The following is a 22,231-nucleotide window of genomic DNA, read 5'->3' on the forward strand; positions in this document are numbered from 1 at the left end:
CATGAAAAGATTTGTTTTCATATTTTTCGCTTTAATCTCAATAAACCTTTTTGCCCAGGAGACAAAGCCAGAGGAAAGAAGATTTAGGATTGATACGACCGCACTTGGCAGGACAAAAACAGAATTTGTGCTTCCAGAATTTATTATAACGGGACGGGAGACAATTGAAGTTGAAACCGGACAGAAAATTGATGTTGATGAGGTCATTTTACCTTCCGTAAATTTGAATTTCTACAAAATCAAAAACGATGAAAAAGTAAGTGCTGATGTTTCAACTCGGACAGAGGGAAGTAGATATGTGGAACTTTTTGGAAGAAATCCGATCGCACGGTTCAAGGCAGGTGTCGGAAGATATCTGACGACATATTTTGATGGAATGATTCAAGGTAATGTTTTCAAAAATTTCTATGTGAATTCAAATTTTTATCATCGCGCAAGCCAAGGATTTATTGAAAACGCTGATTTTGTGAAAAATCAATTTTCTGTCGGGTTTGGATACTACCTTCCACAAATCCGCGATAAAATTTTCAATTGGTTGAGTTCTGCTAAAATCTTGGGTGGAGTTCATTATTCAACATATAGCTTTGGATTTTATGGATCTCCCGTCCCGTCGCTTCATAGAAATATGAACAATCTAAACCTGACACTTTCACTTGAAGCACCGCATCGGAGATCTTTTGATTATGGTTTGAAACTTAAATACTCAATTTTCACCGTACTTGATACGATTGAGAACTACGAGAGTTCAAAGTTCGGAGGCAGAGAAAAAAGATTTGATTTTAGTTTTAACTTCAGACACGATATTGATTTTTTGAGAGTTAAATTTAATGCCGATTACACATCTTCACCTGAGAAATTTTTAAAACTTGGTTTATTTGCCGGAAATTTGCTTGAATTTTTTGAGGTGGGTAGAAATTATTCGCTTGATTTCGGGGTTAACTTGTTTTCGTTCCAGAATTATGATATGGCAAGAAAGTTAAGAATATATCCGAATGTTTTATTTAAATATCTTGCGAGCAGGGAAACACAAATTTATACCTTTTTCGCTCCAGAAGTTTTAAATTTGAGCATTTCTGATTATTTCGGGACGAATAGATTTTTAACGAAAAACTTGAAAACTTTTCGCCCTGATGGTTATTTAAATTTAGGTTTTGGCGTGAAATATGGAATAGGGGATTTTGGGCTTGATGTTGGTTTAAACTTTCGGGCGTTTAAAAATTTCCCAATTTATGTAGAATATAGGAAAGGTTTTTATTCGGTAGAGTTTGAAAACGTTCAGTTTATTGAGTTAAAGGGTTCAGGCTATTTAAATTACCGTCGCCATGAGTTTATTTTTAATGCCGTTTTGAATTCTTCTTACAACTCAAGAAGTAAAAAGCCGGTTCCATATTACCCAAACTTTTCGGCAAATCTCGGCTACAGGTATAAATTTAGATTTGGACTTGCAATTAATCTGGAAATTAGTTTAATTAGTAGTAGAGTATATAACTTTGAAGGAGATGAGTTGAAGGGATTTGGCTTGGTCAATCTGGGCGTGGAATATGAGGTTTTCAGGAATTTCAGGGTTTTTCTAAATTTTGATAACTTATTATCACAGAGATTCTACTTTTGGCAAAGCTATCTTGAGCCAGATATGATCTTCATTGGCGGGATTGAGTATAGATTTTAAATAAGCGAGGTTTTAGAATGAATAAAACAGAATTTGTAAAGTTATTGGCTAAGGATCTAAAGTGGAGCATGGCTAAAACCGAAAAGGTCTTGGATACCTTTTTTAATTTGGTTTCCGAGATTTTAATAAAAGAGAAGAAGCTAAATTTGTTTAAATTTGGGGTTTTCACAGTAAAGCACAGGGCAAGTAGAAAGGGTCGGAATCCGAAGACAGGCGAAGAGTTGATTTTGCCACCGAAAGAATATCCACATTTCAAAGCAAGCAGATCAGTCATCAATTCAATTAACAGCAGGTAATTGAAAATGGGAAAAAATGAGTTTTTAAATTTGCTCTCTAAACGTGCGGGGATTTCATATGATGAGGCTAAGATGTTTTATGATAAATTTGTTCAAAGGTTCATTAAAGTATTGAAAACTACTCAAAGCCTTAAGATTTCCAGCTTTGGTGAGTTTAAAGGGAAAGTTAAGAAAAGCAGGAAAGTTATTGATCCTTCAACTGGATTTGAAAAAGTTATCCCATCAAAAACAGTCGTTAATTTTTCTCCAGCGAAAATCTTCGTTGAAAAGGTCAATATAAAATATAAAAATTTGAAACCAGTTGTTGTCAAAGCACGACCAGTTGTCGTTGAGGAGAGTGATTCAAATGAGTTCAACATCACTTTTTTTGAACTTGGCGGGAAACGAGAACCTGTTAAGTTAGATGCCATCCCAGTAGAATTTGAACCTGTTGCTAAAGAAGTTAAAGTACCCGAACAGCGAAATGGTGAAGATTATCTTGTTTTACCGGATAAACTTTCAGAGGTTGAGAAGTTTGAGGAGATTGAGATTGATGTTCCGGTTTTTGATTTTTTTGAAAAGAAGATGGAGAGCGAGAGTGGTTATGAGATCGCTAAGGAAGAAGTAAAAATTAACTTTGGGGAGGTAGCAATGCCTGAATTTAATTTGTCTGAAGAGCCGAGACAGCCGCAAGAAAAAAAGGATGCGAAGAAATTATTTGACGATACACAACAAAGGGAGATACCAACTATGGCATTTGAATATGAAGAAACAAATCAGAAGCGAACTGGTTTTTGGATCTTTATTTTGGTGGTGTTTTTAATTTTCCTTGGTGGAGTTGTTTTGTTATTGAATCAATATGGTTATATACATCTTTGGGGTGAAGGTAAAAAAGTAAGTAAAGTTGAATTTCCTCAGACGGGGGATGTCGTTGTAACTACACCTCCAGAGGTTAAAACAAAGTCGGAAGCAGAAACACCTTTAGTTGAAGGAGGGAAAAAAGAGCCGGTTATTGCACCGCCAAGGGTTGAAAAGCCAGCTGCTTCAAAGTTAGCTCCGAAAACAGCAAAAAGTTATGTTATTCAAGTTGCTTCGTTTCAGGATAAGAAATTGGCTGATGCGTTCGCAAGCGATTTAAAAGAGAAAGGTTATAATGCTTTTGTGGAAAGAGCTTTTGTTGAGTGGAAAGGTGGAAATTGGTATCGTGTTAGGGTTGGATTTTTTGATTCGTTTGAACAAGCAAATGAGGTGGCAAAGAAATTAAAAAAGGATGCGAAGGTTGAAAGAATTTGGGTAAGCGAGGCAACAAGGAGCGTAACAAAGTAAAAAAATAATCTGGAGGACGAATGGTTAAATTTGTTTTTCTGGATTATCTTTGGCTTGTTCTTTATCTTATTTTGATGACTGGAGCGGGGCTTTTGTTTTATAATCTTGGAAAAAGATCGGAAGCGGATTTCTTTCTTGCTGGCAGATCTCTTCCATGGTGGCTTCCTGCTATGAGTGTTTATGCGACTCATACGGCAACGGACACACCAATGTGGATTAGCGGTGTTGTTTATAAACATGGTCTGCGCGGGTTATGGTATACTTTTTTCTCCGCATGGTGTGCAATTGCAGCTTTCGTTTCCGCAAGAATTTTTAGAAGATCGGTTGCCTATTCGCAAGCTGAATGGCAAAGTTTAAGATATTCTGGGCTTGGTGCTGAACTTTTGCGTGGATGGATGGCTGGATGGGGTGCATTTCTTAACATGTTTATACTTGGATGGGTTGGAATGGCTATGGGAAAACTATGTAATTATCTATTTGGGTGGGAAAACTGGATCGGGCTTGTTCTTTTTTCGTCTATAACTGCAATTTATGTTCTATCGGCTGGATATTGGGGTGTTGTAATGGCAGATTTTCAACAGGGGATAATTGCTCTTTTCATTATTATCATTGCTTCGTTATGGGGAATTCGTGAAGCTGGAGGTCCAGATGGAATTGTTCAAAAATTATATGAACTTGGTGAATCGTGGCGACTTAATCCATTTCATTTTACAGGCTTTTTCTCGGGTGATTTTCCAGTTGCCTGGTTTATAACAATGATGATTATTGCTGTCCTTGGTGGATTTGGAATGGGCACAAGCATTGATTGGTATGCCGAGGCACAAAGAATTCAATCTTCAAAAACTGTTCGTGACGCTTCATATAGTATTTGGTGGGGAACTGCTTTGACATTAACAAGAAATGCTGTTTGGGCAGTTGCTATAATTGCTTTTTTTGTTATGCATCCATATCTAACCGATACGAAAGAATATGAAATGGCATGGTTTAGGATTGCTTTTGAACATCTCCCGGCTGGAATGGCTGGATTTTTATTTGCAGGTGTGGTTGCGATTCATATCTCAACTATTTCAACGCATTTAAATCTCGGTTCGGTTTACCTTACTCGTGATATTTATCATCACTATGTTAGACCAGATGCAAGTCAAAAAGAACTCGTTTGGGCTGGGAGAATTGCTACTTTTATTCTTTTGATTGGTTCTTTCATCTATGGCTCAATGATGGAGGAGATAACGAAGTGGTTGATTTTTGCTTTGTGGATAATGGGCGCTGGAATGTGGCTTCCGAACATTTTACAAGTCGTATGGTGGAGATTTAACTCTTGGGGTTATCTTTCAGCTTGGATCGCAAATCTTGGGTTTTCTTGGCTTGTTGTGTGGATTTTGCCAGCGTTCGGTATATTGCCAGAATTACCAGATTACCTTCAATTCTGGATCCTTATGATTCTAACTGCACTTGTTTACATTCCTGTAACTCTCCTAACGAAACCAGAAGATATGGAACATCTTGTTAAGTATTATGTCATGACAAAGCCAATTGGCTGGTGGAAGCCAGTTGAGATAGAAGCGAAAAAGAGAGGATTGATATAAAACAAAGAATCTTTCAAGAATGAGCTTTATAAGAAGAAAATGGACGCCAGAGGAAGCGGATAAATGGACAGTTGAAGATATAATTGCAATCATTATTTCACCATTTGCGTATGCTTTTTTAATGATCGGTGTCGCTTTGAGTTTATTCTTATTTTTTTGGGGATTTGTGATTCTTTTGATTGGAGTGGTTTTAACTGTGATAATGCATTTGGTTATTGATCCAAAGTTGAGAGCAATTTCAAGTGAATATGAGAAAAAGCAGAGGGAATATATAGAAAACCTTGAAAAAATAGTCAGCTGGAGGGAGTGATGGAGAAAGGTTTAACCGTAGTTCTTGGAATGACAATTGCTTATTTTGTTTCATTTCTTGGTTTAATTCTCGCATATATCTCGTATAAAAAGAGAAAGGGATCAAAGAAATGAACACCGACACGATTATATGGGGATTGATTGTCCCGTTTTTTATATTTGCGTTTTCTTTTGCGATAACTTATTTGCTTTATAGAAAATTTTCAAGGGAATTGAAGTCAGATGGGAGTGGTGAATAAAGTGGGAGGCGTTGCATATGCAACGCCTCTGAAGTTTTAATCGTAATATTCAAGCCCAAGGTGCGTGATGAGTTCTTCGCCCATCAGGTGGCGCAAACGATTTTTGAGTTTCATTAATTGTATAAATAAATCATGTTCAGGATAAATTGTCGGGGCGTGCATTGGGCTCTTGAAGTAGAAAGAAAGCCACTCTTGGATCCCATACATCCCGCTTCTCTGTGCGAGATCAAGGAAGAGAGCGAGGTCAAGGACGATTGGAGCTGCAAGAATTGAATCACGGCATAGGAAGTTTATTTTTATTTGCATCGGATAGCCAAGCCAACCAAATATATCAATGTTATCCCAAGCTTCTTTCTCATCACCGCGTGGAGGATAGAAATTAATTCTTACTTTGTGATAATAGTTTCCGTAAAGATCTGGATAAAGTTCGGGTTGTAAGATATATTCAAGGACTCCGAGTTTGCTTACTTCTTTTGTTTTGAAAGATTCTGGATCATCAAGGACTTCGCCATCTCTGTTTCCAAGTATGTTTACGGAGAACCAGCCTGTAAGTCCAAGCATTCTTGCCTTGAGCATTGGAGCAATGACTGTTTTGACAAGCGTTTGTCCAGTTTTGAAATCCTTACCTGCGATAGGAACTTTCATTTCCTTCGCGAATTGAATTAAAGCGGGTATATCAACTGATAAATTAGGAGCGCCATTTGCATAAGGGACACCTTCGGCAATTGCAGCATAAGCGTAAATCATGCTTGGAGCTATTGCGTCGTCGTTTTTCTTCATAGCTTCTTCAAATTTTTCAAGCGTTTGGTGTACTTCGCTTGGCTCCATGTAAATTTCCGTGCTTCCACACCATATCATTACAAGACGATCGCAGTTGTTTTTCTCTTTGAAGTTTCTTATATCTTCTCTTAACATTTGCGCAAGTTCAAACTTATCCTTTGCTTTTTTTACATTAGGACCATCAAGCTTCTTGACATATTTTCTATCAAAGACGGCTTTCATAGGCTTGATTTGTTCAAGTTCATCTTTTACAAGATCAAGATGTTCTTTTCTTAAAACTCCGGCTTTTAAAGCAGATTCATAAGCGCTATCTTCAAATATATCCCAACCTCCGAATACAAGATCGTTTAAATCAGCAAGTGGGACGAATTCTTTGATCTTTGGAAATCTTCTCTCAGTTCTTTTCCCAAGTCGTATCGTTCCCATTTGGGTTAGTGAGCCGATTGGTAATGCTAAACCTTTTCTGACAAGAAATGTGCCTGCAATAAATGTCGTCGCAACCGCTCCAAGTCCGGGCAAAAGCACGCCAAGTTTCCCAGTCGGCTCTTTTATTTCTACGCCCGATTTCGTTTTTATCATTTTCCCACCTCCTTGTTTTGTGTGATAAGTTCGTTTTGCTGTTCAGCTAAATCTATCTCTTTTGATTTTTTCCAAACATAGTAAAGTCGTTGCAATGCGGTCACATTTGTAAAAATAGCCATTATGTAAATTGCAATTGAAAGTGGCATGGGTGGATATGCAGGAAAGCTTAAATCAAATTTCTCAAATGCGAAATCAAAGAATTTTATGAAATAGTCATGTAGAAAATAAAAAACGGAGCCAAATCCAAGTAGGACAACTCTTTCTGCCCTTCTCATAAGTCCAACATCGCATTCAAAACCAAGTCCTTCCGCTCTTGCCCTTATATAACTTACCATCATTGAACCACCTATTGCAAAGACAGCTGCAACAGAAGTTATATAAAAACTATATTTTATCAAATAAACACCTATTCCAAAGAAAATGACAACCTCGGTATATCTATCAAGAGTTGAATCGTAAAGAGCCCCGAACTTCGTCACTCGGTTGGTCATTCTTGCGATTTTACCATCAAGCGTATCAAGTATGCCACTTAAAAGTGTTAAGATCCCAGCAATTATGAACTTGCCAACTGCGAAGAAATAACCAGCGAGAATGCCAACGAAGAAAGAAACCGTCGTTAGGAAGTTCGGATTTATGTTTAGATGTAGAGCAAATCTGAGGAGTTTTTCTATGGAGTTTAGATAGAGTTTCTCAACTTTTTTCGGAATTAGGTTTGATGACACAATTTTTTTCAATTAGTTTTTTTCAGCGATATAAAGATAAAAAGTTAAACGATGTTTTGCAAATAACTTGTGGATGTGGGAAGGCGGGATTTTTATCTTTTTCCTGAAATCACTATCACGAACTCGCCTCTGATTTTGTCAGGTGTTAACTTTTTTAAAACCTCAGAAATTTTACCTCTGAAAATTTCCTCGTGGATTTTCGTTAATTCTTTCGCCACCGCTACTTCTCTGTCGCCGAAAATTTCAAGTATTTCGTTAAGAGTTCGTAAAATTCGGTGAGGCGATTCATAGAGAATTAAAGTTCTTTCTTCTTGTGAAAGTTGTTGAAGTTTTGTTTTACGCCCTTTCTTGTGTGGTAGGAATCCAACGAAGACAAACTCATCCATAGGCAAACCACTCGCAACGAGCGCGCTTACAAAAGCAGTCGGACCAGGTATTGGAATTACAGGTATGTTTTCCTCAATCGCTTTTTTAATAATGACATATCCAGGGTCAGATATACCTGGAGTTCCGGAATCTGAAACAAGGGCGATATCTTTGCCCGATTTAAGATTTGAAATTAATTCCTCAGCTCTTTGTTTCTCGTTGTAACTGTAATAGCTCAAAAGTTTTTTCTTGATCCCGAATTTTTCAAGAAGGATCGTCGTTCTTCTTGTGTCCTCACACGCAATTAAATCAACACTTTTTAAAACCTCAATTGCGCGAAAAGTTATATCGTCAAGGTTGCCGATCGGTGTTGACACTACATAGAGTTTGCCTGTCATAACGATGTGCTAAATTGTTTTTTAAAAGATAAAAATAAAGTTGGCAACCTGCAAAAAGTTTTTTTGTTTAAGTATTTTTCATTAAATTTTCAAAAAACCGAGCCGACCTATTAATCTAAGGTGGAAAGTGTTCATCTGATATTTACTTTTGCCGTAGGTAGCTATTGAAAGTTTTAACTTCAAAATTTACGGGAAAAAAATCAATCTTCATCAACAAGATCTATGGAGAGATTCAAACTCGTTTCAAAATATAAACCAACTGGGGATCAGCCCAAGGCGATAAGAGAACTTACAGAAGGAATTTTGCGCGGAGAGAAGTATCAAACACTTCTTGGAGTCACAGGAAGTGGAAAGACTTTCACGCTTGCCCATGTGATCGCAAATGTTAATAAACCAACTCTTGTGATATCGCACAATAAGACACTGGCAGCGCAACTTTACGGTGAGTTTAAGTCTTTCTTTCCCGAAAATGTAGTTGAATTCTTCATAAGTTATTACGACTATTATCAGCCAGAGGCATACATTCCTGAAACTGACACTTACATTGAGAAAGATGCTGCTGTAAATGATGAAATTGATAGACTTCGCTTGAAAGCAACAAGCGCCTTGCTTTCTGGAAGAAGAGATGTAATAATTGTTGCTTCTGTGAGTTGTATTTATAACATCGGTTCACCTGATGAGTATGTTAGACAAATTGTCAGCTTAAGAGAAGGTGATAAAATTGATAGAAATTCGCTGTTGTATAAACTTTTGGATATTCACTATGCAAGAAATGATATTGAATTTACGCGAGGGACTTTCAGAGTTAGGGGAGATATGGTTGAGATTTTGCCAGCATATGAGAATGAAAAGGGAATACGAATTGAATTTTTTGATGATGTCATTGAGAAAATTTACTATTTTGATAAATCAACGGGCAAAGTGATTGAGAGAGTTAGTGAAGTTGAGATTTATCCTGCGAAACACTTCATCATTGATAGACCGACACTTGAAAGAGCAATCAAGAGCATAGAAGAAGAGCTTGAACAGAGATTAGCAGAGCTTAGAGCCCAAGGGAAATTTCTTGAGGCACAACGGCTTGAAAGCAGGACAAGATTTGATATTGAAATGATGAGAGAAATTGGATATTGCAAAGGGATAGAAAACTATTCAAGACATTTAACTGGAAGAAGACCGGGCGAAAGACCATATACCTTGATTGATTATTTCCCCAAAGATTATCTTTTGATAATTGATGAGTCCCATGTCACGATACCACAGCTTCGCGGGATGTACAATGGAGATAAATCACGAAAGGAAACTTTGGTTGAGCATGGTTTCAGGTTGCCGTCCGCACTTGACAATAGACCGTTGAAGTTTGAAGAGTTTGAATCACTTATAAACCAAGTTATATTTGTGAGCGCGACGCCGGGAGATTATGAGCTTGAAAAATGTAAAGGTGTTGTCGTTGAGCAGATAATAAGACCAACTGGGCTACTTGACCCAGAAGTTGTCGTGAAGCCAACGAAAAATCAAATTGATGATTTAATTCATGAAATAAGAGAAAGGGTGAAGAGGAAAGAAAGAGTTCTTGTCACAACTTTAACCAAGCAAATGGCCGAAGACCTTGCGGAGTTTTTACAAGGTATAGGGATAAAGGTAAAATACATTCATTCAGACATTGATGCTCTTGAAAGGGTTGAGATTTTAAGAGATCTACGGCTTGGTGATTTTGATGTCCTTGTTGGTGTTAACCTTTTGCGCGAAGGTCTTGATTTGCCGGAAGTTTCACTCGTTGCGATTCTTGATGCTGATAAGGAAGGTTTCCTTCGCTCCGAAAGATCTCTTATTCAGATCGCAGGTAGAACCGCAAGAAATGTAAATGGCAAAGTCATACTCTATGCCGACAGGATCACTAAGTCAATGCAGAAAATGATAGACGAGACAAATAGGAGAAGGAAAATTCAAATGGAATATAACGAAAAACACGGAATTAAACCGCAAACAGTTTATAAAACAGTTCAGGATATACTTGCGACAACTATAGTGGCAGATGTTAAACCAAAGTATGAAGTAAAACCAAGAACAAGCATTTCAATTGTGACTGATATTCAGTTTAAATTTATGACCGTAGAACAGCAGGAAGAATTAATAGAACAGCTAGTTCAAGAGATGGTAAGCGCAGCGAAGGACCTTGAATTTGAAAGAGCAGCAGAAATAAGAGATGAAATTCAAAGATTAAGGGCTTTGATGAAAAACCAAAATAAATCTTGAGGTTAAGCATGAGAAAATTAATCTTTGTGTTATTAATTTTTCTTGTTGCTTGCTCAGAAAAACCACGGATGATTCCGCAGTCGCTTGGTAGGTTGAAACTTGAAAAATATATGCTCGGGAAGAACGCAAAGGAAATGATAAATCAGCTTCATATAAGCGGCGATGTAGCAAGCGATGAAAACGAAGTCGGTTTTTATTCATCCGATACTCTAAAAGCAACGCTTTATGTTTCCAAATTTAAGAATCCTGAAACAACTCAACAGAAGCTCTCTCAAATGCTTATGAAAATAGCTCACGGTGAAACGCCTTTTGTGCTTCACAATCAGGCAAATATATCAGGTAAGTCAATTTATATAATCCTCGGTATGGGACAATCTCACTATCTTTATGCTGATAAAGATAAATTAATATGGCTTTCTGCCGATTTTCCTGTATCTATTGAGGCATTGCATTCACTTCTAAAACAAAAATAGGGGAAAGTTATATGTATAAACCGCTTTCACAAACCAACATACCTGAAGCAAAATTATTTAAGCGTGGTAAAGTCCGCGATATTTATGAGGTTGACGGCAAGTTCTTAATCGTTGCAACAGACAGGATCTCAGCTTTTGATGTCGTTTTACCGAATCCGATACCATATAAAGGTTATGTTTTAAATCAAATTTCTATCTTCTGGTTTGATTTTCTAAAAGATGTCGTGAAAAATCATTTTTTAACTTCAGATGTTGAAGAATTTCCAGAGGTTTTCAAGAAAAACTATGAGCAAGTCGCTTATCGTTCAATGCTTGTTAAAAAAGCAAAACCGCTTCCTGTTGAGTGCATAGTTAGAGGTTACATTTCTGGCTCCGCTTGGAAGGATTATAAAAGAAGTGGCGAGGTTTGTGGGATCAAACTTCCGCAAGGACTGAGGGAATCAGATAAACTTGAAGAACCGCTATTTACACCTTCAACCAAGGCGGAAACCGGACACGATGAGAATATCACTTTTGAAAAAGTTGTTGACCTTATCGGAAAAGAGCTTGCTGAAAAAGTTCGTGATTTGAGCTTAGAAATTTACATTAAAGCGGAGAAATATGCTCGTGAAAGAGGTATTATTATAGCAGATACAAAATTTGAATTCGGGCTTGATGAAAATGGCGAAGTGCTTTTGATAGATGAAGTTTTGACGCCAGATTCATCTCGCTTTTGGCCACTTTCGGATTATGAGCCAGGAAAATCGCAACCGTCGTTTGATAAACAGTATGTGCGAGATTATCTTGAATCAATAAATTGGGATAAACAACCACCAGCGCCAGAACTTCCGACTGAAGTTATTGAGAAAACAAGCGAAAAATATCTTGAAGCGTATAGGTTGCTGACCGGCGAGGATTTGCTCAAGAGAATAAAGATTTGAAATGGGAACGGAGGAATTCTTAAAGACATTTGTTGTGATTTTTGGGCTTTCGGTTTTAATAGTTTACTTTCTTCACAGGATCAGAGTGCCTTCTATCATAGGATTTTTAATTTCAGGTATAATAGCTGGACCATATGGGATTAGGCTTGTTAAAGATGTGAATATGGTTGAAATTTTCGCTGAGATAGGGGTTGTATTGCTTTTATTTGTCCTTGGCATAGAGCTTTCACCTGCGAAACTGTTTGAGATGCGAAGATTTGTTTTCCTTGCTGGTGGTCTGCAGCTTTTGTTTACATCTTTTCTTGTTGTGGTGCTGTCTTCGCTTTTTCTGCCTTTGAAAGTTGCGGTTTTTGCGGGCGTGGTCGTCGCTTTAAGTAGTACGGCGATAATTCTGAAATATCTTGTTGATAAGGGCGAGGTTGATACTCCGCATGGTAAAGTGATCATTGGAATTTTAATTTTTCAAGATTTGATAGCGGTTCTTGCAACTGGATTTGTTCCTTTCCTTTCTGGCGAGAATTTCAAGATAAATGAATTTTTATTAAAAATCGCCTTATCTGTCTTGATTGTTTTTGTGGTTCTTTGGGCTTCGCGAAAGCTTGTGCCAGTTTTACTTTTTCAAATTGTAAAGTCAAGAATAAGAGATCTGTTTATAGTTTCGGTGTTGTTTCTGTGTTTCAGTGTCGCTTTGATTATATCCGAGATCGGGTTTTCGCTTGCTTTCGGAGCTTTTCTTGCTGGACTTTTGATTTCTGAATCTGAATATGCACATCAGGTAACAGCGGACATAATTCCATTCAGAGAAAGCTTTATGGCTATATTTTTTATATCCATTGGAATGCTTTTCAATGCCGATTTTATAGGCAAAAATCTTTTTAATGTGGTCATAATTTCTGCGTTGGTGATGTTGATAAAATTAATCGGCACATTTGCAAGCGTAGCATTAGCAGGTGGTGGTTCAAGGGTTTCGTTGATTTCTGCTTTCGCGCTGTCCCAAATTAGTGAATTTTCGTTCGTTTTAATTTTGCTTGGTAAAGCAGGCAAGGTGATCAGTGAAGATATGTATAATTTGTTCATATCTGTCTCAATAATCACGATGATTCTTTCACCTATTTTGCTTGTCTATGCTCCGAGGATTTCGCAGTTTATGGAAAAGCATATCAAGCTCCGAGGAAAGTTGTTTGAGGATGTCGGAAAGGTAGATAAATTTGAAGATCATGTTATAATCGTTGGATTTGGTTTGAACGGCAGAAATGTCGCAAAGGCGTTGAGAGCAATTGGAGTTCCATATGTGATTTTAGAACTTAACATCGTTACTGTTAAAAAAATGCGCGAACAAGGTGAGCGAATTTATCACGGCGATGCGACAAGCGTTGATGTATTAAGAAAAGTTGGGATTGATAAAGCAAGATTAATAGTTGTGGTGATCTCAGATCCAGTCTCTGCAAGAAAAATTGTCTCGCTTGCTCGCTTTGAAAATCCAAATATATATATAATCGTTAGAACGAGATATGTTACGGAAATTGAAGAGTTAAAAAAGCTCGGAGCGAATGAGGTTATACCTGAGGAATTTGAGACATCAATAGAGATAATATCAAGGGTCTTGAACTATTTCAACCTGCCGATGAACTTGGTAAAGGAATACGCAAGTCAGTTAAGAAAAGATACCTATAAAGCGTTAAGAGGGCTTGAGGTTAAGATTGATAAACTAGTTAACAGCTCTGAACTTTTGAGGCAGATTGACATTACGACTTTTATCGTCGGACCGAACTCAAGAGCGAAGGGTAGATCTATTTCAGAGCTGAATTTGAAAAACCAAACTGGTGTATTAATAATTGCGGTTCAACGCGGCGATGAAATTATTACGAATCCATCCTCCGATTTTGTTTTTGAAGTTGGAGACATAATGTTTGTAATCGGAAATTGGAATGAAATTGAAAGAGCAATTGAGTTTCTTGAGGGTGAACAAATTTGATTTTGAAGATGTCAAAAGCGGAAAGAAAAATTTATGTCGTTGTTCTTTTTATTGTTGTCTTGTTCAATTTTTTGGTCGTGAGCCCGGTAATTTTTGAAAATGTCGGACTCGGTGGATTTTCAGGGCTTGCCTATCGTTTTTTCAGTCCTATATGTCATCAGAATGAATTTGGAAGTTTTCATATAAATGGGATCAAGCTCGCTGCTTGCTCAAGGTGTAGCTTAATTTATCTTGGTGCATTAGTTGGAGTTTTAATTTTCCCGTTCTTAAAGCGAAAGGATCTTTTGGAAAGAAGTAATTTTTTGCTTGTCCTTGCTTTGATGCCATCTGCGATTGAATTTTCGCTTGAAAAATTCCTTGATGTTAATTTCGGGAGTGTCAAAGTTTTGGTCTCGCTTTGGCTTGGAGGAGTTGCTGGAGCGGTGTTAACATCACAATTTGTTGATATGTTTTCAAGCCGAAAATCGTAGGATGGATGTTTTAAGAAAGCATTCAATGAATATAACTCGGGGGGATAGTCTTAAACGAGTTTTTGGCGCTAAAAATTGGACAATTTTTGAATGGATTTTTTATCGTTTGACATTTGCACTTATCTTAATTATCTTTAAGTTAGAAAAAACTTTCAACGCATATGGACGCAAAAGTAATTCGTCGGCTTGAGGAGATCGTCGGAAAAGAAAAAGTTCTAACTTCAATAGAAAATAGAATAGCTTACTCATACGACGCAACGCCTGCACTTGCAGGTTTGCCGGACGCGATCGTGATTCCAGAAACTCCAGAGCATGTTTCTCAGATTTTGAAACTTGCGAACGAAGAAAAATTCATCGTTGTGCCGCGGGGTTCTGGCACTGGTTTAAGCGGTGGCTCTGTCCCTTCGTCAAATTCAATTGTCTTGTTGATGAATAGATGGAGAAAAATTCTTGAAATTGATAAGGAGAATTTAACTGCGCTTGTTGAACCAGGAGTGATAACTGCGCAACTTCACCAAGAGGTTGAAAAATATGGCTTATTTTATCCGCCTGATCCTGGGAGTATGACTATTTCCACAATTGGTGGAAATGTTGCTGAAAACGCTGGTGGATTGAGAGGTTTAAAATACGGTGTTACGAAAAATTATGTTCTTGGGCTTGAGGTCGTTCTCCCAACAGGTGAGATAATAAATATCGGCGGGAAAAATGTTAAAGATGTCGCTGGTTATAATTTGAAAGATGTTTTGATTGGATCAGAGGGAACGCTTGGGGTTTTCACAAAGATTTTGTTGAAGCTTATACCGAAACCGCAATCTTCAAGGACATTGCTTGCATTTTTTAATTCAATAAAAGAAGCTGGAAAAACCGTTGCAGATATAATTGCAAGTCATATCACACCAGCAACTCTTGAGTTTCTTGATAACACGACAATAAGATGTGTTGAGGATTATGCTCGTCTTGGTTTGCCGACGAATGCTGGTGCCTTGCTGTTAATTGAGGTTGATGGTCATCCAGCTCAAGTTGAGGAAGAATCAGAGAAGATAGAGAAGATCTGTGTTAAGAACGGAGCAACTGATTATAAAATAGCAAAATCTGAAAATGAAGCTTTGAAGCTTAAAACCGCAAGGCGATCCGCTTTTGCTGCGCTTGCCCGTGTTAAACCTACAACGATACTTGAAGACGCAACTGTTCCAAGAAGCTTCGTTCCAGAGATGGTTGAGAAAATTCAAGAAATAGCAAATAAACATCAAATCATCATTGGAAATTTCGGTCATGCTGGCGATGGAAATCTACATCCGACAGCGCTAACCGATGAAAGGGATAAAGAAGAAATGAAGAAAGTTGAAATGGCGTTTGAAGAAATTTTTGATTACGCGATCAAACTTGGTGGAACTATCACAGGTGAGCATGGCGTTGGGCTTGCGAAGAAGAAATTTCTTGAAAAACAATTTGCCGAGCCAGCGATTGAGTTTATGAGGAACATTAAACGAGTTCTTGATCCAAATGGAATATTAAATACAGGTAAAATTTTTGAACTCAAACCACGATGTGAGGGACGCCTTCCGTCATCAAGGGAACAGATTGAAAAATATGCCAATTTATGGACTTAACAAAAAGATGGTATTTAAATGAAAGATTTAAAAATTCCATCGGATCTCATTGTTCAATGTATGCACTGTGGGATGTGTTTGCCTGTTTGTCCGACTTACAATTTGAACTTTCTTGAGAAATCTTCACCAAGAGGAAGAATACGACTTATCAAAGAAGTAGAGGACGGAGCTTTGCCAATTACCGACGATTTTATAGACGAGATGTATTTTTGTCTTGATTGCCAAGCTTGTCAAACAGTTTGTCCAGCAGGCGTTAAGTATGGCAAACTTGTTGAAAGCGCGAGAATAAAAATTTTTGAACTTGGGTTTGATAGGCAAGCGTTGGTTAAAAAGATGATTTTCAGAATCGTGTTTGCTTCAAAATTCGTTTTCAAGATGATCGCGCGATTTGTGAAACTTTATCAAAAAAGTATAAGCAAGTTCATTCGCAAGATTAAAATTGACCGAGTGCTACCTGAAAAACTAATTCGCGTTGAAGAACTTGCGCCGAAAATATCTGATAAGTTTTCAGATGAGATTTTGCCAGAGATCTTGAAGCCGAACGGAGAAGCAAAATATAAAGTTGGATTTCTAACAGGTTGCTTTATGAATGTTATGTATTCAGAAATTAACATTGATTCCGTTGAAGTTTTGCTTGAAAATATGTGTGAGGTCTACATCCCGAGGAACCAAGCTTGTTGTGGTTCTGTGATGGCTCATTACGGAGATATTAAGATAGCGAAGGAACTTGCGAAGAAAAATATAATTGAATTTTCAAAATATAAACTTGATGCTATCGTTGTGAATTCAGCTGGGTGTGGGGCTTTTATGAAAGAGTATGGCGAACTTTTCAAAGATGAGAAAGATGAATCTTTGCGTGAAAAAGCCGAAAACATAAGTGAAATAACGAAAGATATAAACGAGTTTTTATATGAAATTGGCTTCAAAAAGCCAAATGCTGAACTTGATTTGAAAGTTACATATCACGATGCCTGTCATCTTGCACATACACAAAAGATAACTTCACAACCGAGGGAAATAATAAAATCAATTCCCGGAGTTAAATTTGTTGAACTAAACGAATCAACCTGGTGCTGTGGTAGCGCTGGGATTTATAACATACTCAGATACGAGGACTCTATGAAAATACTTGATAGGAAGATAAAAAACATACTTGAAACCAACGCTGAAATTGTTTTGACCGCAAACCCAGGTTGCCACGCTCAAATTGAATATGGACTTAAAAAAGCTGGAGTTAATATGAAAGTTATGCATCCTATCTCGCTTTTGAACATTGCTTATAAGATGATGAAAAATTTGGACAAAGATTTAGTGGAAAGTTATAATGAGATTTTGAGGAATCGGGATTAAAAAACAAAACTTAATGGAGGAAAACGAATTGATCCCGCTAAAAGATACTATACCATCACGAAGTTATCCTATAGTCACTTTGACTTTAATAACTGTGAATGTCTTGGTTTTCTTGTTTGAGCTTTCGCTTGGGGAAAGCTTGTCGGAGTTTTTTGATATCTTCGGTGTCGTGCCAGCAACATATTTTGAACTAAGGGAATCTGGCGCTCCTTTTCTGCTGATTTATTATCCGTTTTTTACATCAATGTTTTTGCACGGTGGATGGATGCATTTAATCGGAAATATGATTTATTTGTGGGTTTTCGGCGATAATGTTGAAGATAGGATGGGACATTTTAGGTATCTTTTGTTTTATGTTCTTTGTGGAGTTGCAGCGGGGTTGGCGCATGTTTATACCAATCCGCATTCTGAAATTCCGGCGGTTGGAGCAAGTGGCGCAATATCTGGTGTACTCGGTGCTTATTTTGTTCTATTTCCTCATTCAAGGGTTATAACTTTAATTCCGATTTTCTTTTTCTTTGATTTAGTTGAAATTTCTGCATTTGTTTTTCTCGGTTTGTGGTTTTTGATTCAGTTTTTTAGTGGCGTTGCCTCACTTGGTGCTGCAACTTACGCAACATCTGGCGGAGTTGCATGGTGGGCTCATATCGGGGGATTTGTCGCCGGGTTTTTGCTATCGTTTGTATTTGCAAGAAGAGGTCGTTATTAAAAAATCCAAAAATTTAAAAAGGAGGCAACAATGATCATCAAGTCGGAAAAACAGCTCAAGGAGCTGAAAAATTATCAACCGAAATCTTGTCTTGTTTCTTCCTTGTATCTCAACACAGACGGAAGCAAGTTTTCTAAAAAAGAAATTGAAGTTATCTTCAAAGACCTCGTAAAGGAAAAAAAGATTGAAGTAACGGAAGATGTCCTTAATGATATAAAAAAGATGGAACAATATATTTCCCAAAACCTTGACATAGTTAAAACGAAAGGTATCGTTATCTTCTCTTGCAGTAAGGAAGATTTCTGGCAGGTTTATGAGTTGAGCGTTTCTCCGCCGAATTTGTTCGTTATTGATAAAACTCCATACATTCGCCCATTGCTTGTGATAACCTCAAAACTCCGCAAAATTTGCACAACTATATTTGACCACCGAAAAGCTAAAATTTATGAAATCTTTGGAAACGAAATAATTTTAAAAGAAGAAATCTACGATGAAACTCCGAAAAGAATAAAAGTTGCCGGTTATCACGGCTTTGACGAATCAAGAGTCACAGAATATCAGGAAAACAAAATCATTGAACATTTCAAGAAAATTGGCGATAGATTGCTTGAAATTTACCAGAACGAAAAATTTGAATCCCTTTTCATAGGTGCAAAGCAACAAGATGTAAATTTATTTGTTGAGCAACTCCATCCTTATTTGAAGAAAATTTACGGCGGTTCATTTAATCTTCCCATAGATGCAAAAGAAAGCGATGTGTTGAGAAAAACACTTGAACTTGAAATGAAACTTGAAATTGAAAGAGAGAAAAATATAATTGATCAAATCAAAACACATGCTCACTCTAAAACATCGGGAATGGCTGTCATCGGAATTAAAGATACAATAAGAGCATTGAACGAATCAAATGTAAATAAACTTGTCTTCAACCTTAACTTTTCTTATTCGGGGAAGTATTGTCCATCGTGCAATTATCTTGCGCTTAAGGAAGATAAATGTCCTAACTGCGGAGTGAATTTCGTGCGCGTTCCGAATATCATTTTCAAGGTCATTGATGTTGCCGTTGAAAAAAATGCCGAAATTTATCCGATTTTTTACTCTGATGATTTAAATCAAGAGGGAATTGGAGCGATCTTAAGACACAAAGGCATAATGAAAACAACGATTTAAAAATAAGGAGAAAAATCGCTTTGAGGATAAAATGTGTAATTTTTGATCTTGATGGGACGATTGCGCAGACGAATGAATTGATCTTTGAAACATTTAATTATATTGCTCAGAAATACACAGGCAGAAAATTTTCCAACGAAGAAATACCATCGCTCTTTTTCGGTCCACCAGAGGAGGCGGGAATAAGAAAATTGCTTCAACTTTTCTCAAACGATGAGAAAATTATTCAAAATCTTGATTTTTACACTAAATCGGCTGTAAATGAGTTTTACTCATACTACGAGAGAAACCATCATAAGGCAAAGGTTTACACTGGAATATTTGATCTACTTTCGTTTTTGAAAGAAAAAGGGATTAAACTTGCTATCTTCACAGGAAAAGGCAGAGTAACAACTTCAATTACTTTAAAAAATCTTGGACTTGAAAAATTTTTTGATATCGTTATAACAGGTGATGATGTGGTTCAACATAAACCATCTGGTGAAGGGATCGGGAAAATTCTTGACGCTTTTGATCTAAAGCCAGATGAAGCAATACTTGTCGGTGATGCAGTAAGCGATGTAAAAGCAGGAAAAGAAGTCGGGGTTAAAATTATATCTGCGCTTTGGGATTCATACGGGAAAGATAAAGTTCTTGATTTGAAGCCGGACTTCATCGTTTATTCAATTGACGAGCTTAAAAATTTGCTTTATGAATTAATCTCAAATACCGAAGGAAAGAAAAGCAGAATGAGCTCTTTGCTACTTTCCTTTTTACTGCTCTTTAATTTTTTATTTCCACAAAGTGATCTTGAAATCAAAGGTTTGCGTGTTTACAGCTATGAAAGCGAGCTTTATCCGCCGATCATAATTAGATATGATACACTTTGGAACGGAGAGCCGAACACAGCGAATGATTACATTGTGATTGAGTTTGATGTCAAAAGCGCAACTTTGCCGAACCTCGGGATTCGTTTTTATCATTGTGATAGAAATTGGAGAAGGACGGAAAATATATTTGTTCAAAGTTTTTTCCACAGCAAAACTCTTTATCTAAACTATACGACCGCCGACAAGGGAATAAGAGGTTATAATTTTCATTTCAAAAATATCTTTCCAGATCCCGATGGAATCGTGCGATTTCCTTATTCCGGAAACTATATTTTTGAGATTTACAATGTTAAAGCAGATACGATTATTTATGCTATCGGAAGATTCGTAGTCGTTGATAAACTAACGGAGGTAAAAGCAATCTTGAACAAAGCTTTGCTTGGTGAGAAAGCTGATTTTAGAAATTATGTCAATCAAATTGATATTGAAGTTGAGGTGCCTGATTCGTTGAATTGGTATTATATCACGACCGTGGATGTTTATGAAAATTGGAAAATCTTTTATCCATACCGGATTGATTTCGGGGAACGGAAAAGATACACTTATGTAAGTGGCTTTCCAGCGCAAACGAGAATTTTTAAAATATGGAACATCTATCCACTTAACGAATACAGACAAATTGATTTGAGAAATGAAAAAATTTATCCGAATGCTTTGCCCGTAATACCGATTGGTGGAGTTGACAGAGTACGGAAATTTTTGCAGGGCGAACCAGATATGGACGGAGCTTGCAGAATTGTGCCCGAGGGAATGTATTCAGAATATCTTGATGTGCTCTTCCGACTTGAAATTGATCGTGAAACGATCCAAAAAATTAAAGGTGATATCTATATCGTTGGTGCTTTCAATAATTGGAAACCTGAAAAAGACGATGTTTTGAAATATGATCCAACGAGAAATTATTTCTTCGTTAGGAAATGGCTAAAGCGTGGAATCTACGATTACCAGTATGTTGTTGGATATTATGATTATAGCAGAAATGAGGTTGTTGTGATTGATTGGATTGAACTTGAAGGGAATAGCTGGCAAACAAGCAATTCTTATTATATTGTCGTCTATTACAGAGATCCACAATTTGGTGGTTTTGACAGAATAATTGGATTTACAAAAATTAAAGGGTAGAAATTTATGGAGAAAGTTGCCATCGGAGTTATTGGGGTCGGTTACCTCGGCAGCATTCACGCAAAAATTCTTACAAAAATTCCAACTGCAAATTTCGTCGGCGTCTACGACATAAACGAGCAAAGAGCAAAACAGATTGCTAAAGATAACAATGTTAAAATGTTCTCAACACTTGATGAACTGCTTGATGAAGTTAAAGCAGTTGTTATAGCCACACCCACAACAACTCACCGAGAAATTGCTATTCATTGTTTGAAGCGTGGGATTCACACATTTATTGAAAAGCCGATAACAGATGATATTGATGGAGCTGATGAAATCATAAGAATTGCTCGTGAGAAAAATTTAAAAGTTCAAGTTGGACATGTAGAGCGATTTAATCCCGCTTTGCTTTCTCTATCAAATTATAAGATTAGACCTGTCTTCATTGAGACGCATCGCCTTGCGCAGTTTAAGCCCAGAGGAATAGATGTCGCAGTGATACTTGATTTGATGATTCACGACATTGATATAATTTTAAATCTCGTAAAAAGTGAAATTGATGAGATAAGAGCAAGCGGTGTCGCAGTGATTTCTGATTCAATTGATATTGCAAACGCAAGGATACAATTTAAGAACGGATGCGTCGCAAATGTCACGGCAAGTAGGATTTCAAGAAAGAACGAAAGAAAGATGCGAATCTTTCAAAAAGACGCCTACATATCAATTGATTTTTTACAGGGAATAACCGAGATATTTCGCCTCGTGGACAATGGGGAAAATAAAGATAACGCTGAAGATATAAAACCGACAGTTCTACTTGGTAGAATTGAAGAGAGCACGAAAAAACGAAAAATTATTTATGAACAGCCAGAGATAAAAAACATCAATCCAATTGAAGAAGAACTTATCGCATTTATTGATTCAATAATTCACGATAAACCGACACCAGTTGGAGCTGAAGAGGGAAAACTTTCGCTTGAAGTTGCGTTTAAAATTATTGAGGAAATTGAAAGACAGCAAAAAATCGTTAAGGAAAAGATGTCGCTTGATTTTTGAACATATGAATTGAAAACAAA

20 protein-coding genes are annotated in these 22,231 nt (G+C 37.1%); 17 read left to right on the top strand and 3 right to left on the bottom strand.

Annotation, left to right across the window (positions count from 1 at the left end; translation table 11 throughout):
* The first annotated feature begins 1 nt into the window (after nucleotide 1).
* From NZ923_02505 to NZ923_02530, 6 genes are all read left to right on the top strand, one after another.
* Nucleotides 2–1,669, top strand: coding sequence for a TonB-dependent receptor (locus NZ923_02505; protein ID MCS7228891.1), 1,668 nt, complete (start codon nucleotides 2–4; stop codon nucleotides 1,667–1,669).
* 17 nt (nucleotides 1,670–1,686) lie between these two features.
* Entirely contained in the window at nucleotides 1,687–1,965 is a 279-nt protein-coding gene (locus tag NZ923_02510; GenBank protein MCS7228892.1) for an HU family DNA-binding protein, read from the top strand.
* Between the two features lie 6 nt (nucleotides 1,966–1,971).
* Nucleotides 1,972–3,270 (top strand): SPOR domain-containing protein, encoded by a 1,299-nt coding sequence (locus tag NZ923_02515; protein ID MCS7228893.1) that lies wholly within the window; start codon nucleotides 1,972–1,974, stop codon nucleotides 3,268–3,270.
* Nucleotides 3,271–3,290: 20 nt separating this feature from the next.
* Entirely contained in the window at nucleotides 3,291–4,856 is a 1,566-nt protein-coding gene (locus tag NZ923_02520) for a Na+:solute symporter (GenBank protein MCS7228894.1), read from the top strand.
* A gap of 19 nt (nucleotides 4,857–4,875) precedes the next feature.
* Entirely contained in the window at nucleotides 4,876–5,166 is a 291-nt protein-coding gene (locus NZ923_02525; protein MCS7228895.1) for a hypothetical protein, read from the top strand.
* Nucleotides 5,167–5,275: 109 nt separating this feature from the next.
* Nucleotides 5,276–5,404 (top strand): hypothetical protein, encoded by a 129-nt coding sequence (locus NZ923_02530; protein ID MCS7228896.1) that lies wholly within the window; start codon nucleotides 5,276–5,278, stop codon nucleotides 5,402–5,404.
* 36 nt (nucleotides 5,405–5,440) lie between these two features.
* Here NZ923_02530 and NZ923_02535 read toward each other — a convergent pair whose 3' ends face one another.
* From NZ923_02535 to rsmI, 3 genes are all read right to left on the bottom strand, one after another.
* A complete protein-coding gene (locus tag NZ923_02535) occupies nucleotides 5,441–6,763 on the bottom strand; it encodes an inositol-3-phosphate synthase (GenBank protein ID MCS7228897.1) in 1,323 nt (440 codons plus the stop codon).
* Nucleotides 6,760–7,488: a CDP-alcohol phosphatidyltransferase family protein gene (locus NZ923_02540; GenBank protein ID MCS7228898.1), complete on the bottom strand. Its 729-nt coding sequence runs from the start codon at nucleotides 7,486–7,488 to the stop codon at nucleotides 6,760–6,762. Before NZ923_02540 ends, NZ923_02535 begins: the two co-directional genes overlap by 4 nt.
* A 92-nt stretch (nucleotides 7,489–7,580) precedes the next feature.
* Nucleotides 7,581–8,252 carry a 16S rRNA (cytidine(1402)-2'-O)-methyltransferase gene (gene rsmI, locus NZ923_02545; protein MCS7228899.1) on the bottom strand — a complete coding sequence of 224 codons (672 nt, stop codon included), beginning with the start codon at nucleotides 8,250–8,252 and terminating at the stop codon, nucleotides 7,581–7,583.
* 222 nt (nucleotides 8,253–8,474) lie between these two features.
* On the opposite strand from rsmI, the gene uvrB reads away from it, so the two are divergent.
* The 11 genes from uvrB to NZ923_02600 all read left to right on the top strand — a co-directional run bounded on the left by uvrB (nucleotide 8,475) and on the right by NZ923_02600 (nucleotide 22,211).
* Nucleotides 8,475–10,505 (top strand): excinuclease ABC subunit UvrB, encoded by a 2,031-nt coding sequence (uvrB, locus tag NZ923_02550; protein ID MCS7228900.1) that lies wholly within the window; start codon nucleotides 8,475–8,477, stop codon nucleotides 10,503–10,505.
* Between the two features lie 8 nt (nucleotides 10,506–10,513).
* Complete coding sequence (locus NZ923_02555) at nucleotides 10,514–10,978, top strand: hypothetical protein (protein MCS7228901.1); 465 nt, start codon at nucleotides 10,514–10,516, stop codon at nucleotides 10,976–10,978.
* Nucleotides 10,979–10,989: 11 nt separating this feature from the next.
* On the top strand, nucleotides 10,990–11,898 hold the full coding sequence (locus tag NZ923_02560) for a phosphoribosylaminoimidazolesuccinocarboxamide synthase (protein MCS7228902.1): 909 nt from the start codon (nucleotides 10,990–10,992) through the stop codon (nucleotides 11,896–11,898).
* A 1-nt stretch (nucleotide 11,899) separates the two neighbouring features.
* Nucleotides 11,900–13,873 carry a cation:proton antiporter gene (locus NZ923_02565; GenBank protein MCS7228903.1) on the top strand — a complete coding sequence of 658 codons (1,974 nt, stop codon included), beginning with the start codon at nucleotides 11,900–11,902 and terminating at the stop codon, nucleotides 13,871–13,873.
* Nucleotides 13,874–13,881: 8 nt separating this feature from the next.
* On the top strand, nucleotides 13,882–14,343 hold the full coding sequence (locus NZ923_02570) for a DUF2085 domain-containing protein (GenBank protein ID MCS7228904.1): 462 nt from the start codon (nucleotides 13,882–13,884) through the stop codon (nucleotides 14,341–14,343).
* A gap of 161 nt (nucleotides 14,344–14,504) precedes the next feature.
* Nucleotides 14,505–15,953, top strand: coding sequence for a glycolate oxidase subunit GlcD (glcD, locus tag NZ923_02575; protein MCS7228905.1), 1,449 nt, complete (start codon nucleotides 14,505–14,507; stop codon nucleotides 15,951–15,953).
* Nucleotides 15,954–15,971: 18 nt separating this feature from the next.
* Nucleotides 15,972–17,303, top strand: coding sequence for a (Fe-S)-binding protein (locus NZ923_02580; GenBank protein ID MCS7228906.1), 1,332 nt, complete (start codon nucleotides 15,972–15,974; stop codon nucleotides 17,301–17,303).
* A gap of 28 nt (nucleotides 17,304–17,331) precedes the next feature.
* On the top strand, nucleotides 17,332–18,012 hold the full coding sequence (locus tag NZ923_02585; protein MCS7228907.1) for a rhomboid family intramembrane serine protease: 681 nt from the start codon (nucleotides 17,332–17,334) through the stop codon (nucleotides 18,010–18,012).
* A 30-nt stretch (nucleotides 18,013–18,042) separates the two neighbouring features.
* Entirely contained in the window at nucleotides 18,043–19,182 is a 1,140-nt protein-coding gene (locus NZ923_02590) for a hypothetical protein (protein ID MCS7228908.1), read from the top strand.
* Between the two features lie 20 nt (nucleotides 19,183–19,202).
* A complete protein-coding gene (locus NZ923_02595; protein MCS7228909.1) occupies nucleotides 19,203–21,173 on the top strand; it encodes an HAD-IA family hydrolase in 1,971 nt (656 codons plus the stop codon).
* Nucleotides 21,174–21,179: 6 nt separating this feature from the next.
* On the top strand, nucleotides 21,180–22,211 hold the full coding sequence (locus NZ923_02600; protein ID MCS7228910.1) for a Gfo/Idh/MocA family oxidoreductase: 1,032 nt from the start codon (nucleotides 21,180–21,182) through the stop codon (nucleotides 22,209–22,211).
* Nucleotides 22,212–22,231: the final 20 nt, after the last annotated feature.

Origin of the sequence: Candidatus Kryptonium sp., assembly GCA_025060635.1 — a bacterium.
Lineage (GTDB): Bacteria > Bacteroidota > Ignavibacteria > Kryptoniales > Kryptoniaceae > Kryptonium.

What these genes read in the sequence shown, in the direction of transcription:
- NZ923_02505 (MCS7228891.1), top strand. Translation starts at nt 2, where the DNA reads ATGAAAAGATTTGTTTTCATATTTTTCGCTTTAATCTCAATAAACCTT.
- NZ923_02510 (MCS7228892.1), top strand. Translation starts at nt 1,687, where the DNA reads ATGAATAAAACAGAATTTGTAAAGTTATTGGCTAAGGATCTAAAGTGG.
- NZ923_02515 (MCS7228893.1), top strand. Translation starts at nt 1,972, where the DNA reads ATGGGAAAAAATGAGTTTTTAAATTTGCTCTCTAAACGTGCGGGGATT.
- NZ923_02520 (MCS7228894.1), top strand. Translation starts at nt 3,291, where the DNA reads ATGGTTAAATTTGTTTTTCTGGATTATCTTTGGCTTGTTCTTTATCTT.
- NZ923_02525 (MCS7228895.1), top strand. Translation starts at nt 4,876, where the DNA reads ATGAGCTTTATAAGAAGAAAATGGACGCCAGAGGAAGCGGATAAATGG.
- NZ923_02530 (MCS7228896.1), top strand. Translation starts at nt 5,276, where the DNA reads ATGAACACCGACACGATTATATGGGGATTGATTGTCCCGTTTTTTATA.
- NZ923_02535 (MCS7228897.1), bottom strand. Translation starts at nt 6,763, where the DNA reads ATGATAAAAACGAAATCGGGCGTAGAAATAAAAGAGCCGACTGGGAAA.
- rsmI (MCS7228899.1), bottom strand. Translation starts at nt 8,252, where the DNA reads ATGACAGGCAAACTCTATGTAGTGTCAACACCGATCGGCAACCTTGAC.
- uvrB (MCS7228900.1), top strand. Translation starts at nt 8,475, where the DNA reads ATGGAGAGATTCAAACTCGTTTCAAAATATAAACCAACTGGGGATCAG.
- NZ923_02555 (MCS7228901.1), top strand. Translation starts at nt 10,514, where the DNA reads ATGAGAAAATTAATCTTTGTGTTATTAATTTTTCTTGTTGCTTGCTCA.
- NZ923_02560 (MCS7228902.1), top strand. Translation starts at nt 10,990, where the DNA reads ATGTATAAACCGCTTTCACAAACCAACATACCTGAAGCAAAATTATTT.
- NZ923_02565 (MCS7228903.1), top strand. Translation starts at nt 11,900, where the DNA reads ATGGGAACGGAGGAATTCTTAAAGACATTTGTTGTGATTTTTGGGCTT.
- NZ923_02570 (MCS7228904.1), top strand. Translation starts at nt 13,882, where the DNA reads ATGTCAAAAGCGGAAAGAAAAATTTATGTCGTTGTTCTTTTTATTGTT.
- glcD (MCS7228905.1), top strand. Translation starts at nt 14,505, where the DNA reads ATGGACGCAAAAGTAATTCGTCGGCTTGAGGAGATCGTCGGAAAAGAA.
- NZ923_02580 (MCS7228906.1), top strand. Translation starts at nt 15,972, where the DNA reads ATGAAAGATTTAAAAATTCCATCGGATCTCATTGTTCAATGTATGCAC.
- NZ923_02590 (MCS7228908.1), top strand. Translation starts at nt 18,043, where the DNA reads ATGATCATCAAGTCGGAAAAACAGCTCAAGGAGCTGAAAAATTATCAA.
- NZ923_02600 (MCS7228910.1), top strand. Translation starts at nt 21,180, where the DNA reads ATGGAGAAAGTTGCCATCGGAGTTATTGGGGTCGGTTACCTCGGCAGC.